The organism is Streptomyces sp. UC4497 (assembly GCF_054871485.1).
In genome coordinates this window covers 48,669-61,489 of record NZ_JBTYHB010000032.1, presented here as the reverse complement: position 1 = coordinate 61,489, position 12,821 = coordinate 48,669, and the positions used below count along the sequence as shown (strand labels likewise).

The 12,821-nt window shown below is 67.8% G+C and carries 18 protein-coding genes and 1 pseudogene; 16 read left to right on the top strand and 3 right to left on the bottom strand.

The features are described 5' to 3' along the window. Positions 1-39 precede the first annotated feature (39 nt). The 6 genes from ACYSUO_RS32500 (at position 40) to ACYSUO_RS32475 (ending at position 5,095) form a co-directional block, all read left to right on the top strand. Positions 40-810: a 2-keto-4-pentenoate hydratase gene (locus tag ACYSUO_RS32500; RefSeq protein WP_461779792.1), complete on the top strand. Its 771-nt coding sequence runs from the start codon at positions 40-42 to the stop codon at positions 808-810. Continuing rightward, complete coding sequence (locus ACYSUO_RS32495) at positions 807-1,232, top strand: RidA family protein (RefSeq protein ID WP_461779791.1); 426 nt, start codon at positions 807-809, stop codon at positions 1,230-1,232. The genes ACYSUO_RS32500 and ACYSUO_RS32495 overlap by 4 nt, the downstream gene beginning before the upstream one ends. Before the next feature lie 35 nt (positions 1,233-1,267). Further along, on the top strand, positions 1,268-2,185 hold the full coding sequence (locus ACYSUO_RS32490) for a DODA-type extradiol aromatic ring-opening family dioxygenase (protein WP_461779790.1): 918 nt from the start codon (positions 1,268-1,270) through the stop codon (positions 2,183-2,185). Beyond that, complete coding sequence (locus ACYSUO_RS32485; RefSeq protein ID WP_461779789.1) at positions 2,182-3,000, top strand: DODA-type extradiol aromatic ring-opening family dioxygenase; 819 nt, start codon at positions 2,182-2,184, stop codon at positions 2,998-3,000. Before ACYSUO_RS32490 ends, ACYSUO_RS32485 begins: the two co-directional genes overlap by 4 nt. Before the next feature lie 111 nt (positions 3,001-3,111). Next, positions 3,112-4,428: an MFS transporter gene (locus ACYSUO_RS32480; protein ID WP_461779788.1), complete on the top strand. Its 1,317-nt coding sequence runs from the start codon at positions 3,112-3,114 to the stop codon at positions 4,426-4,428. Between the two features lie 73 nt (positions 4,429-4,501). After that, on the top strand, positions 4,502-5,095 hold the full coding sequence (locus ACYSUO_RS32475) for a uridine kinase family protein (protein WP_461779787.1): 594 nt from the start codon (positions 4,502-4,504) through the stop codon (positions 5,093-5,095). A gap of 36 nt (positions 5,096-5,131) precedes the next feature. Here ACYSUO_RS32475 and ACYSUO_RS32470 read toward each other — a convergent pair whose 3' ends face one another. Next, positions 5,132-5,503: a hypothetical protein gene (locus ACYSUO_RS32470; protein WP_461779786.1), complete on the bottom strand. Its 372-nt coding sequence runs from the start codon at positions 5,501-5,503 to the stop codon at positions 5,132-5,134. Positions 5,504-5,737: 234 nt separating this feature from the next. Here ACYSUO_RS32470 and ACYSUO_RS32465 point away from each other — a divergent pair, with 234 nt between their 5' ends. From ACYSUO_RS32465 to ACYSUO_RS32440, 6 genes and pseudogenes are all read left to right on the top strand, one after another. Continuing rightward, entirely contained in the window at positions 5,738-6,250 is a 513-nt protein-coding gene (locus ACYSUO_RS32465; RefSeq protein WP_461779828.1) for a hypothetical protein, read from the top strand. 209 nt (positions 6,251-6,459) lie between these two features. After that, positions 6,460-6,921, top strand: coding sequence for a hypothetical protein (locus ACYSUO_RS32460; protein ID WP_461779785.1), 462 nt, complete (start codon positions 6,460-6,462; stop codon positions 6,919-6,921). Beyond that, positions 6,918-7,151: pseudogene (locus ACYSUO_RS32455) on the top strand (Imm50 family immunity protein); the annotation flags it as partial. The gene ACYSUO_RS32460 and the pseudogene ACYSUO_RS32455, both read left to right, overlap by 4 nt. A 60-nt stretch (positions 7,152-7,211) precedes the next feature. Further along, positions 7,212-7,403: a hypothetical protein gene (locus ACYSUO_RS32450; RefSeq protein WP_461779830.1), complete on the top strand. Its 192-nt coding sequence runs from the start codon at positions 7,212-7,214 to the stop codon at positions 7,401-7,403. Then, positions 7,393-7,800 (top strand): Imm50 family immunity protein, encoded by a 408-nt coding sequence (locus ACYSUO_RS32445; RefSeq protein ID WP_461779784.1) that lies wholly within the window; start codon positions 7,393-7,395, stop codon positions 7,798-7,800. Before ACYSUO_RS32450 ends, ACYSUO_RS32445 begins: the two co-directional genes overlap by 11 nt. A 168-nt stretch (positions 7,801-7,968) precedes the next feature. Beyond that, on the top strand, positions 7,969-8,679 hold the full coding sequence (locus ACYSUO_RS32440) for a polyamine aminopropyltransferase (RefSeq protein WP_461779783.1): 711 nt from the start codon (positions 7,969-7,971) through the stop codon (positions 8,677-8,679). Between the two features lie 86 nt (positions 8,680-8,765). Here ACYSUO_RS32440 and ACYSUO_RS32435 read toward each other — a convergent pair whose 3' ends face one another. Next, positions 8,766-9,206 carry a CBS domain-containing protein gene (locus ACYSUO_RS32435; RefSeq protein ID WP_461779782.1) on the bottom strand — a complete coding sequence of 147 codons (441 nt, stop codon included), beginning with the start codon at positions 9,204-9,206 and terminating at the stop codon, positions 8,766-8,768. Between the two features lie 102 nt (positions 9,207-9,308). Beyond that, positions 9,309-10,088: an OBAP family protein gene (locus tag ACYSUO_RS32430; RefSeq protein WP_461779781.1), complete on the bottom strand. Its 780-nt coding sequence runs from the start codon at positions 10,086-10,088 to the stop codon at positions 9,309-9,311. Positions 10,089-10,261: 173 nt separating this feature from the next. Here ACYSUO_RS32430 and ACYSUO_RS32425 point away from each other — a divergent pair, with 173 nt between their 5' ends. The 4 genes from ACYSUO_RS32425 to ACYSUO_RS32410 all read left to right on the top strand — a co-directional run bounded on the left by ACYSUO_RS32425 (position 10,262) and on the right by ACYSUO_RS32410 (position 12,817). Next, the gene (locus ACYSUO_RS32425; protein WP_461779780.1) at positions 10,262-10,783 is read left to right on the top strand and encodes a DUF6328 family protein; all 522 of its coding nucleotides are present in this window, start codon (positions 10,262-10,264) and stop codon (positions 10,781-10,783) included. A gap of 135 nt (positions 10,784-10,918) precedes the next feature. Further along, positions 10,919-11,152, top strand: a complete 234-nt coding sequence (locus ACYSUO_RS32420; protein WP_461779779.1) for a hypothetical protein — start codon at positions 10,919-10,921, stop codon at positions 11,150-11,152. Positions 11,153-11,259: 107 nt separating this feature from the next. Continuing rightward, positions 11,260-11,745 carry a DUF5709 domain-containing protein gene (locus ACYSUO_RS32415; protein WP_461779778.1) on the top strand — a complete coding sequence of 162 codons (486 nt, stop codon included), beginning with the start codon at positions 11,260-11,262 and terminating at the stop codon, positions 11,743-11,745. Between the two features lie 157 nt (positions 11,746-11,902). Continuing rightward, positions 11,903-12,817 (top strand): SDR family oxidoreductase, encoded by a 915-nt coding sequence (locus ACYSUO_RS32410; RefSeq protein WP_461779777.1) that lies wholly within the window; start codon positions 11,903-11,905, stop codon positions 12,815-12,817. The last annotated feature ends 4 nt before the right edge of the window (positions 12,818-12,821 follow it).

Here is a 12,821-nt window from a genome sequence, read left to right as displayed (position 1 = left end):
GCCCCTCAGCCACGCCGCACACCAAGGTAAGGAGCTCCGATGAGCCTGCCGGAGACCACCCTCGAAGCCCTCGCGCAGCGCCTCGACGAGGCGGCCGTGAAGTGCGCCGACACCCCCAGCCTCGAAGACGACGTCGAGCTGGCCGTGGCAGACGCCTATGCGGTCCAAGAGCGCCTGCTGGCACGCCGGTTGGAGCGCGGGGAATCGTTCGTCGGTGTGAAGCTCGGCTTCACCAGCCGCGCCAAGATGATCCAGATGGGGGTCTCCGACGTCATCGTCGGGCGCCTGACGGACGCGATGGGGTCCACCGACGGTGACTCGGTGGACCTGTCCACCTTCATCCACCCGAAGGTCGAGCCGGAGGTCGCCTTCCGTCTCGCCGCGGATGTCGACCTCGACGGTCCTGACGCCGCCATCGAGTCCGCGGTCGACGCCGTCGCACCCGCCATGGAGATCATCGACTCCCGCTACCGCGACTTCCGGTTCACCTACGCCGACGTCATCGCCGACAACACGTCCGCGGCGGCCTTCGTCATCGGCGCCTGGCAGCCCCTCCAGGACGTCGACAACCGGGCGGTACGCCTCGAAACACCTACGACGACGGCGACGGGGAGCACCGCGGCGATCCTCGGCGCCCCCACCCGGGCCCTGCACGCGCTGCTCGACATGTGCCGCCGCCACCGCATCCCCCTGCGGGCCGGCGACATCGTCCTGGCGGGCGCGGCGACCGCGGCCGTCCCGTTCACCGAGGGGGTCACGCAGTGCGACGTGGCCGGACTCGGACGAGTAACTGTGCGAGGTACCAAGTGAGTTCAGCACGTGTGGTGGAGACGCTCGCCGTCCCGCGCGGCCGCTTCCCCCATGTCAAGACGGCCGGAGACTTCGTCTACATCTCGGGCACCAGCTCACGTCGCCCGGACAACACCATCGAGGGCGCCGACGCCGACGGGTTCGGCACGACATCGCTCGACATCCGCGTCCAGACGCGTGCCGTCGTCGAGACGATCCGGAAGATCCTCGCCGAGTTCGGCGGCGACCTGCACGACCTGGTGCAGGTGACGACCTACCTCGTCTCGATGAACGACTTCGGCGGCTACAACGAGGTCTACGCGGAGCTCTTCGACGAGTCGGGACCCACGCGCACCACGGTCGCGGTGCACCAACTCCCGCACCCCCACCTGCTCCTGGAAATGCAGGCGGTCGCCCACCTGCCGGGCGCCGCCAACCGATGAGCGCCCCTCGGCGCAGCGAAGTGGAAGGCAACACCATGTCACCAGGAAAGATTGTCGCGGGGTACCTCGCCCCGCATCCGCCGCACCAGGTCTACGGTGAGAACCCACCGCAGAACGAGCCGCGCTCCACGGGCGGCTGGGAGCAGCTGCGTTGGGCCTACGACCGGGCCCGCGCCACGCTGGAGGCACACCGCCCCGACGTGCTCCTCGTGCACTCGCCGCACTGGGAGACCCAGGTCGGCCACCACGTCCTCGGTGTGCCCAACCTCAAGGGCAAGTCCGTCGACCCGATCTTCCCGCACCTGTTCCGCTACCACTTCGACCTGAACGTCGACGTGGAGCTGGCCGAGGCCTGTTACGAGGAGGCGCGGTCCATCGGCCTCACCTCGAAGCTGATGACCAACCCGGACTTCCGGGTGGACTACGGGACCATCACCACGCTGCACATGATGCGTCCTCAGTGGGACATCCCCGTCGTCGGGTTCAGCGCCAACAACTCGCCGTACTACCTCAAGACGGAGGAAGGCCTGGAGGAGATGGACCTCCTGGGCAGGGCGACCGCCAAGGCGATCGAACGCACCGGTCGCCGCGCGGTGGTGCTCGCCTCCAACACGCTCTCGCACTTCCACTTCAGTGAGGAGCCCGAGCTGCCGGAGGACATGAGCCGCGAGTATCCCAAGACCGATGAGGGATACCGCTGGGACATGAGGATGATCGACCTCCTGCGGCGCGGCGAGACCAAGGAAGCCGTCGCCCTGCTGCCGCAGTTCATCGAGGAGGCCGCCGCCGAGGTCAAGTCCGGGGGCTTCACCTGGATGCTCGCGGCTCTCGGGTACCCGCAGATCCCCGCCGAGTTCCACGGCTACGGAACCGTCATCGGCACCGGCAACGCGATCATGGAATGGGACGTGGAGAACGCCTCCACCGCACTCACAGGAGCGGCACGGTCATGAGCGTCGACATCAAGTCCGCCTATCTCATCCCCGGCAGCCCCCTCCCGCTGCTCCAGCCGGAGGCCGCCGGCCTGCGGCCCATCGTCGAGGGCCTGCAAAAGGCCCGCCGCTCTCTGGAGCAGCACGCACCGGACACCCTGATCGTCTACTCGGCCGGCTGGATGGCCGTCGTGGACCAGATGTGGCTGACCCGGCCCCACATGACGGGCCGGTTCGTCGACCACACGTGGCACGAGTTCGGCCACATCGACTGGGAGCTCGACGTCGACGTGCCGGTGGCCGAGACCGCGCTCGCCTCCACGCAGGCCTTCGGCGTCCGCTCCCGGGGCTGCGACTACGACGAGTTCCCCATCGACGCCGGCACCATCGTGCTCTCCCAGACCCTCAACGCCGAGGCCTCGGTCCCGGCGGTGGTCACCACGAACAACCTGTACCACGACTGGGAGACCACGAAGCGGCTCGGCGCCGCCGCCATCGAGGCCGCGGACCGGCACGGACGCTCCGTGTCGGTCGTCGGCATCGGCGGCCTGTCGGGCTCGCTCCACCGCCACGGCGTCGACTTCGACGAGGACCACATCGCCTCGCCCGAGGAGGACCAGGCGAACCGCCGCCTGCTCGACCTGATCACGAAGGCCGACACGGGCGCGCTGGAGCAGTACGTGCCCGAGTACGCGACCGTCGCCCGCGCCGACATGGGCATGAAGCACCTCGCCTTCGTCCTCGGCGCACTGGGAGACACCTACAGCAGCGCCGAAGTGCACGGATACGGCCCGCTGTGCGGGGCCGGCGGCGCGGTCGTGGAGTTCACCCGGTAACTCGGGCCCGCTGGTCCACGACAAGGGGAAGGGTTCGTCGCTCCGCCGACGAGCCCTTCCCTGCCATGCAACCGCCCCGCCCGTCCCGCTCCGTCCGAACGAAGGAACACGATGACCGCCATCGACACGGCGGGCCGCCTGCCCGCGACCGTATCCGCGAAAGAAGTGCGCCGGGTGGTCCTGTCGAGCTATCTCGGCAGCGTCCTGGAGTACTACGACTTCCTCCTGTACGGCATGGCCGCCGCGCTCGTCTTCGGCCCGGTGTTCTTCTCCGACCTCTCCCCGTCCGTCGCGACGATCGCCTCCCTCGGCACCTTCGCGGCCGGCTACGTGGCCCGCCCGCTCGGCGGCGTGGTGTTCGGACACTTCGGCGACCGCATTGGGCGCAAGTCGATGCTCGTGCTCTCGATGACGGTGATGGGTGTCGCCTCCTTCCTCATCGGGCTGATACCGCCCGCGTCGGCGATCGGTTCGTGGGGCGCGGTCATCCTCGTCACGCTCCGGGTCATGCAGGGCATCGCGGTGGGCGGTGAGTGGGGTGGCGCCACGCTGATGGCGCTGGAACACGCCGAGCCCAAGAAGCGCGGCCTCATGGCGGCGTTCACCAACGCCGGCGCACCCAGCGGCGGCGTGCTTGGCACCCTGATACTCATGGCGTTCTCGACCCTGCCCGAGGATCAATTCCTGGCGTGGGGCTGGCGGGTGCCGTTCCTGCTGTCGGCCGTGATGCTGGGCATCGGCCTGTTCGTACGGTCCCGCGTCTCGGAAAGCCCCCTGTTCCAGGCCGCCGTCGAAGAAGCGGGCGAGAAACGCGACACCGCCCCGCCGCTCCTGGCGGTCCTGAAGAAGCCCAAGGTCGTCCTGCTGACCGCGTTCGCGTGTCTGACGAGCTTCGCCCTGCAATCGGCCATCACCGCCTTCGGCGTGACCTACGCGGTCGACCAGGGCACGCCCCGCTCCCAGGTCCTGCTCGGCTTCGCCGTCGGAAACTTCTGCGCCATCTTCGGCGTCCTCGCCTACGCACGGCTGTCCGACCGCGTCGGCCGCCGCCCCGTCATGCTCTTCGGCTACCTCGCCGCGATCGCGCTCATCTACCCCATGTTCCAACTCCTCGCCTGGGGCGGCTTCGTGGGCGCGATGCTGGCCTTCCTCCTCTTCAACCTCTTCCAGAACGCCGTCTTCGGCCCGATGGCGGCGTTCATCTCGGAACAGTTCGGCACCGGCAGCCGCTACACGGGCGCCTCACTGGGCTTCCAGCTGGCCACCCTGCTCGGCGGCGGCTTCACCCCGATGATCCTCGCCTCACTGTCCGGTTCATCCGGGTCGATCACCTCGGCGTGCGTCTTCCTCGCGGCCCTCGCGGCGATCAGCATCTGCTGCCTGCTCGCCGTCGGAGAGACGAAGAACAACGACCTCGCGGCGGGCTGAGGTCAGCTCTGCTGCTCACGCGGGGGGCCTGCCCTGCTTTTCTCGGAGAGGCCGCGCCGAACAGAATGCCGTCATGACAACGATCTCGACCGGCGCCGAGCAGGTCGCCGCTGCAATCGATGCCCGAAGTCGCGACGGGTTCGCCTTGGTCGCGCTCGACGGCATGGGCGGATCCGGCAAATCAACCCTGGCGGCGGCCCTTGTCGAGTTGCGTGGCGCCGTGGTCGTGCACGGAGACGATTTCTACCGCCCGATGGACGGGGAGGAGCGTGCTCGGCTGGATCCTGTGCAGGGCTACCACCGCTACTTCGACTGGCAGCGACTGCGCGCAGAGGTACTGTCCCCGCTCGCCGGCGGTCGCGATGCCGGCTATCGGCGCTACGACTGGGGGACCGGGGCCCTGGCGCCGGACGAGATCCACGCAGTCTCCCGCTCCGGAACAGTCGTCGTCGAGGGTGTGTACACCGCCCGACCCGAACTCGCCCCGTACTACGACCTGGTGGTCTACGTCGACACCCCGCGCGAGGAATCCCTCCGCCGGCTTCGCGAACGCGGCCACGACCACGGCCCGATCGACTGGGAGTCCCGCTGGCGTAAGGCAGAAGAGCACTACCTGGCCGTGGAGCGCCCCCAGGAACGGGCCCACATGGTGGTTCCCGGGCACTGAACTGCCCCCGTACCGGCCCCTGCTGCCAGGCGGCCGTCAGGTGGACTGAAGCTCGCCGATGAGCTGCGCGGCATGCTTCCGCGCCGGCTCCAATCGCGGGTCGGCCTCATGAGCGTGCGGCCCCGTGACCTTCGCGCAGAAGAACAGTGCCATCAGGCGGCCGGACCTGCTCTCCAGGTCCGGCCGCCGCTCACGCCGGACGCGCTCCGCGAGGGCGGGGACCGCGAGCGCGTTGCCCCACCTCAAGTCGGTGTGTGCTGGCACCCATTGGGGGATGGTGAGGTCGACCGCTACCGGGAAGACCTGCCGGTTCGTCGTCTCCACAAGGTCCTGAGTGATCGATTCGGTGTCCGGCGTCGAGAGACGAGTAGTGTCGTGCGCGGCGAGCGCAGGCACCGACGTGGTCACCAGAGGCCATGCGCTGGGTTCCGCGGAGGTGCCAGGTTTTACACAGACACTGGACGACCCGCACAAGCGGGCGGTGGTCTGCCAGGTGTTGACGGCTACAGCGTCACAACACCCAGCCGATCTTGACGACTTCCGGGACTTTCTGCGCACCGTTCGTCCGTACTCCACTGCCACTTGGTAAACAGGCAGCAGCTGATCTTGCACCGCCAATCCGATGCCTCCAAGGTTGGCGTCATGGGACTCTTCGACAAACTGACCGGAACCAAGCGCCCCGCCGAGGGAGTGGCTCCACGATCCGCCACCGAGGTGCACGAGGCTCTGCTCGGTCTGAACCGTCCCGACGTCCCGTATGTCATCCGGAACGGTCGTGATGAGGGTGCGGACCTGGTCGCTGAGTGGCGCATCACGGACCCGGCCTGGCAGACCTTCTTCGTGCGCACCGAGGTGAGCCGAGTCTTTCAGGTGCGCATGCGGTTGGTTCCGGAGAAGAGTGAAGTACGTTCCCTCGACCAGCAGTACGAGGTTGTGTGGGCCGGCGGTGTCCCCACGCTGGCGATCTCGGCGGAGAGTCAGCGCGGTCAGGTGCAGACGACGTCGAAGCGCTGGACGCTGGGCAGGGGCGCGGACGGTGGTCTCGAGGCGACGGAGACGTTCAGTTTTGACACTTCCGACTTGAAGGATCCCCTGCAGAAGATTGTGCTGGGAGCGGGGTGGGCCTGGCGGGGAGTCGTCACGGGCAAACTGTGAGACGGGCCCTTCCGAGGCCTGGCTCGATACTGGGCAGCAAGCCCCCGATCGTCGTGGCAGCGATCTTGTTCATCCGCCTGAGTAGGTACTCGAGATGCTCGAACGGTGAAGTCGAACCCGCGTCGCTGCTGACCGGCACGGCGACGCAGGTGACGCCGGGGGCGGCCGTGCGGTGCAGGGCAGGTCGACAGAGAGTCGGAAACGAGTACATGAACAGGGACGAGCTGGAAAAGCTCACGACGACGTTCTACGTTGCAGCGCCCGAGGGCAAACCCTGGGGCCTCAACGCCGAACAGTTCGAAGCCGGACTGCGAAGGCTGACCGCCCAGGCCATGACGGCACCTCTGGCGGCGCCGCAGGACATGACCGAGCAGCTCGCATTTGACGGCCACTCACTGGTGTTCGCCGTGCACATGGGGGACGTTCCGGTCGAGGGCCAATTCATGGACGCAGCACAAAGCCTGAACATCGGACCGTGCACCGTCGGCGAGGCCGCAGCGTTCATCGAATGGTTCCAAGCCTTGCTGCCCGAGGGAGCGCGCATGCGCTTCAACAGTGAAGAGGGAGTCGAGAGCGGCGACATGAGCGACTACTGGATCCCAGTGGGTGCACAGCGCGACGCGGTTGCCGAGGAACTGCTCGGCCACCTCGAGGAGGTAGTGGACGAGTGATTCCAGCAAACCCTGAACCACTCCAACGTCTCTACGGTGAATTTCCCAGTCTGGGCAAATTCCGGCTTCGTTCGATCAACCTCGACGTGCGAGGCCCCTCTCTCGCTCTCCGTGTCGACCTTCCAGACTTCCCTGCGCACCCGCCCGAGGACTGGGCGGCGAACGAGTGCGATGTGGTGCAGTGCCAAATTCACTTTGCGGCAGTCGAGCACCTTGACCTGCAGGCCTGGAGTCCACCGACGATGGCACAACTCGCTGCGGTGCCCACGGGGCAGCCACGGATGCTTAGCGTGTCCGTCAACGGGCCCGGTGTCTCGCTCCGGTTCCGTAGCCACGAGTCCGTGGTCATCCGTCACATCAGCGCCTTCCGGGCCACGCCCGACGCGTCCGACGAGGGTCCCCATCACTTCCTGGGCAAGGTCGACGCGCGTCTCTTCTCGACGCTGCCAGGAACCCATGAAAGGACCTTCTATGAACGGTGACAGATGGGCTCAACTCCTTACTGATCCGCACACCATGACGGACCTGTACGACTTGCTGCCCGAGCTGAGTTGCTGCGACCTTTTCTACGTACACATCGACGAGCGCGAGAACTCTGTCACGCTGGGCTTCGACACCTCATACCTCCCCGTACGCCCCTTCCCTGAATGGCAAGCAAGGGACTTCAACGCCTTCGAGTTCCACCTGCGGTTCAGCTCGATTTCGGAACTGCGCGTTTCGGGATGGGCTGCGCCGGCGCAGAAGACCGTACTGATGGCCGCTGGTGACCACGGAGGGCTGCAATTCTCCGCGCGCGGACCCGGGTCACTTCTCGAATTCACGGCAGGTCAGGTAGAGGTCGCCCGCACGCGTACCTACCTCGCCTCTGCGGCGCCCTGACCACTCACTCATCGGTGGCGTGCGCAGGGCGCGCGAAGGCGTGGGTGGCGGCGAGGTACGCCAGGCGGGCCAGCGGTCGTCGTCGAGTGGTGCCGAGCCTGGCGAGCGTGCGCCTCTCCGTGCGCGAAGATGGTCGCGTTTCCCGGTTCGACTCGGCGGAGGCCGCGTATGAGTACTCGTTTTCAGGAGATCGACTGGCGTCCCACGCCCCTGGGGGACATCAGCCTGCGCCGCAGACGGGACCCGGTCTCCGGTGAGGACGTGTACGAGGTGAAGCTGGGGGAGGAGTTCCTGATGTCGAGCCTCTTCACCGCGGCCGAGATCGAGCTTGCCCGGCTCGGCCTCGGTGTCCTTGCGGACACGGAGCTGGACGTCGCCGTGGGCGGTCTCGGCCTCGGATACACGGCTGGGGCCGCACTCGACGATCCGCGGGTGCGTTCGGTGACGGTGATCGAGGCGCTGGGAGAGGTGATCGAGTGGCACCAGCGCGGGTACGTGCCACTGGGCAGTCGTCTTGTGTCGGACCACCGGTGTCGGCTGGTCCAGGGCGACTTCTTCGCGATGGTCGCCGAGGGCGCTGGCCTGGACCCGAGTGAACCGGACCGCCGCTTCCACGCCATCTTGCTCGACGTGGACCATTCTCCCCGGCACGTGCTGCATCCCCGGAACGCGGCCCTCTATCGGCCTGACGGGCTGCGCGCGCTTGCCCAACTGCTTGTCCCGGACGGTGTGTTCGCCCTCTGGTCGAACGACCCGCCGGACCGCGAGTTCGAAGCCGAGGCCGAGGAGGTCTTCTCGAGCGTGCGGAGCCACGTCGTGGAGTTTCCCAATCCCCTGCAAGGCGGTACTTCCACCAACACGGTATACGTGGCGCGGTAGTTCCGCGGCGAGCAGCCTGAGCAAGGCGGACAGAGAGGTCACCACTCTGCATCACGGTGAACGCGGACGCGCCGGGCGAAGATGCCTCAGGGAGCCACGGTGCCCTGGTCGGGGCTCGGTTCGGACCTGCTGATGTCGGCGAGGGTCGCGCCGGTGTCGTGGTGCTCGGTGAGGTCGCCGATGCTGACCATGCCGATCGCCCGGCCGGCGCTGACGACCGGCAGCCGGCGCACCGCGTGCCGACGCATGAGGGCCGCGGCGTGCTCCGTCTCTTCCTCCGGGCCGACGTATACGGGGTCCGGGGTACACACCGTGCCGACATCGACGATCCGCGGGTCGGCGCCGTCGGCGATGACGCGCAAGGTGATGTCCCGGTCGGTGACGAGGCCGAGCAGCCGGTTGCCGTCGCAGACCAGCACGTTGCCGATGTCGTGCTCCCGCATCAACTGCGCGGTCTCCGCGACGGGAGTGTCGGGTGCGACAGCGGTCACGCGCGGGGTCATCACGTCATGTACGAGTTGCGGCATGAAGCGGTCTCCATAGGTGGGCTCGACGTCAGTGGAGTCGTTATGTGTGGGGGGTGTCTGCGAGTACCCGGAACGGGCGGCGTGCATTCCGCGGCTGCCCGGCTATCGCTTGAAGTCGATCTCTTCGACGCGGGTCTGTACGGTGCGGCCGCTTTCCCATGCGTTGGCGCCCGGCGCCACTTCCGGCATGGGGATGTCCGCCCGGTTCCGCTGCTTGTGGGCTGTCGAGATGCCGAGCCGCTCGTCCCTGGCCCGGATCAGCTCCTGCGTGGCCTGCCCGTCCTCGGTGAAGCCCATCATCAGCTGCGGGATCCCGTACGGGAAGTCGTCGCGGTCGTACTGCCACGTGTGGAAGGTCTTGCCATAGGTGGTCACGAGGTCCTCGAAGTACGCGTGTTCCGCCATGTCGGGGATGCCGGGGGCGGTGAGGATGCCGGACTTCACCTCGTAATGGTGGCTGTGCCACAACCGCTTCTCGTCCTCGGGCAGAGCGCGGAAGCGCTCCTCGCTGATGATGTACTCGATGCCGATCAGGCGTGCGTCGGGCGCGTTGCGGTCGAAGATCACGCACTGGTGCAGGTCGTGCTCGAGGTGAATGCAGAAGTGGGTGGCTTCCACCTGACGGCCCATGTCGTCGGCATACATGTGGAAACCGTTGAGGTACGTGCTCATCGCGTCGATCGGGTACTTCGGCTGCATCGCGCCGGCCGCCAGGTCCAGCGCGCGGTGCTTGAGCGGATGCCCCTTGCCGATCTTGCTGATCGTCGCCGCTTTGCGGCCGGACAGAAGGCCGAGAGCAGCCGTCAGTCCGGCCGCGGCGCCGGCGCCGAAGGTCGCGGCCGATCCCCAGCCCGAGCGGTGCGTTCTCCGAGTGAATGACATGTGCGGCGAGTGCCCCGTGCCCGGCGGCCGTAACGGGCAGCTCATCGGTGGCGCAAAGCAGGCGGACTCGGCTGTACGACGCTGCGCGATTCCCGGCCGCGCCGACCTCACTCGTCCCGCGGATGATGCGAATCTACGCAGGAACCAAGAGACGCATGAGCCAAGGGAGAAGCATGGAGGGGCCGAATCCTCACGATGGGCGCGGCGAGTCCGTCGAGCAGCGGGCGGACCGGCAGTGGATGGACCTGGTACAGGAGATGCGGGTGGCCCTCACGGGTGTGCAGATCCTCTTCGGGTTCCTGCTCACCGTGGTCTTCACCCCGCGCTTCCCGGACCTGTCCGACACCGACCGCACGATCTACGTCATCACGGTCCTGCTCGGGTCGGCCTCGACGGGCGCGCTCATCGGGCCCGTCGCGTTCCACCGGCTGGTCAGCGGACAGCGGATCAAACCGCAGGCGGTCCGCTGGGCCTCCCGGCTCACCATGGCCGGCCTCGTCCTGCTCCTGTGCACGCTGACCTCGGCGCTTCTGCTCATCCTGCGGGTCGCGATGCACGACGCGCTCGTACCGGCCCTCGTCGGGGGGATCCTCTTCTGGTACGTGCTGTGCTGGTTCTTGCTGCCCCTGTGGGCCAGGTCTCGCTACACGGACAACGAGACGGACGACACCGACGCGCCGTCCCCCTGTACCTGACCCGGCCGTGCCGAAGCATGGCGTGCGCCCGCGTGGTTACCCGCCCGGTCCACGTCGATTGGCGGAGCGCGACAGCCATCCGGCGTGGTGCCCGCGCACGACACGGTGCGCGTGGAAAGGCGAGAGGAGCAGGGGATGACCCATTCCGCCGAGACCGGTCACGTCACCGGCACTCAGGACAAGGACTACAACCTGGTCTGGTACGTGGAGGCGTGTCTCTCCAACGCGCTGCGCCTGGAGACCTATGTCCAGGACGCGGAGCGCGAGAAGGACACCGAAGTCGCCGAGCTGTTCCGCAAGGCGCAAGCGGACAGTCAAAAGGGAGCGGAGCTCGGCAAGCGGCTCCTGGGGGCGCGCTTGACCAGCTGACGACAGGGTCGTCGGTCCGCCGCGGGCCACGTCGTTCGGCCGACCCGAACGGCGTGGCCCGCGGTCCCAGCGCTGGAGAGGCCGGAGAGAACGAACACGAGGCGATCATGAGCGACCAGAGCATGGCGGACGACGCCTACCAGCCCACGGGCAGCAACGAGGAACAGGAGGACGCCGCGCCCCTGGATCTCCAGGACGCGGTGGACGAACGGGACTACGACGAGATGCTCGACGAGGGGTACTCCCCGCCGGAGAAGCCGCTCGGTGTCACCAAGCCAGGCGTCACGGCGGCGGAACAGCACGAGGGCGAGACCCTGGACGAGCGGCTGCGCCAGGAGACCCCCGAGGCGGACGAGATCCCGGGCGACGGGATCGGCGACCTGCCCGACGGATCCGGCGAGACCCTCGATCCCGAGACGGGTACGGACCGCGCCGGGCGACTGGTCGCACCGGACGAGGGCTCCCACCCGGATACGACGAAGGAGGCGATCGCCTTCGACCAGGGTGTGGACGGCGGTGCGGCCGCGGCCGAGGAGGCCGCCGAGCATGTGGTGCCCGACGAGCAGCTGCCGCCCGGGGAAGAGGACCAGTAGCCGTGGAACGGGCCGATCACCATGCGGTGCGTGCCGCAATCTCCTCCGCCCGACCCTTGGAGGTGCCGCGCTTCCTCACGCCCGGCTCCGTTTCACCGGCTGAAGCCTGGTTACGCGACGGACAACCACTGATGCCTGTGAGCTGGAGGTCTGTCTGATGACTGACGCGCGTGACGTTCCTTCCGCCCGTCCGGACGAGGCCGGGGAGCCGGCGCCGCCGTACCGGTTCGAGCGACAGCCGCGGCCCGGCCTGGAGTCGAGGATGTCGACGCCGCCCCGCTACATGGCGCCGCGGTACCACGGCTCGGGCAAGCTGCGGGACAAGGTCGCGCTGATCACGGGTGGTGACTCCGGCATCGGCAGGGCGGTGGCCGTGCTGTACGCGCGTGAGGGCGCCGACGTGTCGATCGTGTACCTGCCGGAGGAGCAGGAGGACGCGGAGCAGACCCGCAAGGCGGTCGAGGGGGAGGGGCGCCGGTGTCTGCTGATCCCGGGTGACCTGTGTGATCCGGACTTCTGCCGGCACGCGGTGGACACGACGGTGCAGGGCCTGGGCGACCTCAACGTCTTGGTGAGCAACGCGGCCCGTCTCAACAGCCAGAACTCGCTCGAGGACCTGAACTTCGAGGACTTCGACCTGGCCTTCAAGACGAACGTCTACGCCTACTTCCACCTCGTCCAGGCCTCCCTGCCCCACCTGGAGCGCGGTGACGCGATCATCGCGACGGCGTCGGAGGAGGGCCTCAAGGGCAGCGACATGATGATGGACTACGCGGCGTCGAAGGCCGCGCAGATCACCTTCACGAAGTCGATCTCCTCGCACCTGGCCAAGCGCGGAGTCCGGGCCAACGTGGTGGCACCCGGCCCGACCTGGACCGTCCTCAATCTCGCAGGCCAGCGTTTTCCCGACGACTACCTGAAGGAGAACCTGGCGGCCGCGGATCCCATGGGCCGCGCGGCCCAACCGGAGGAACTCGCCCCGGCGTACGTCTACCTCGCCTCGGAACCCGATTCCAGCTACACGATCGGCGAGACCATCGCGGTGACCGGCGGGATGACCGACAGCCGCTGAAACG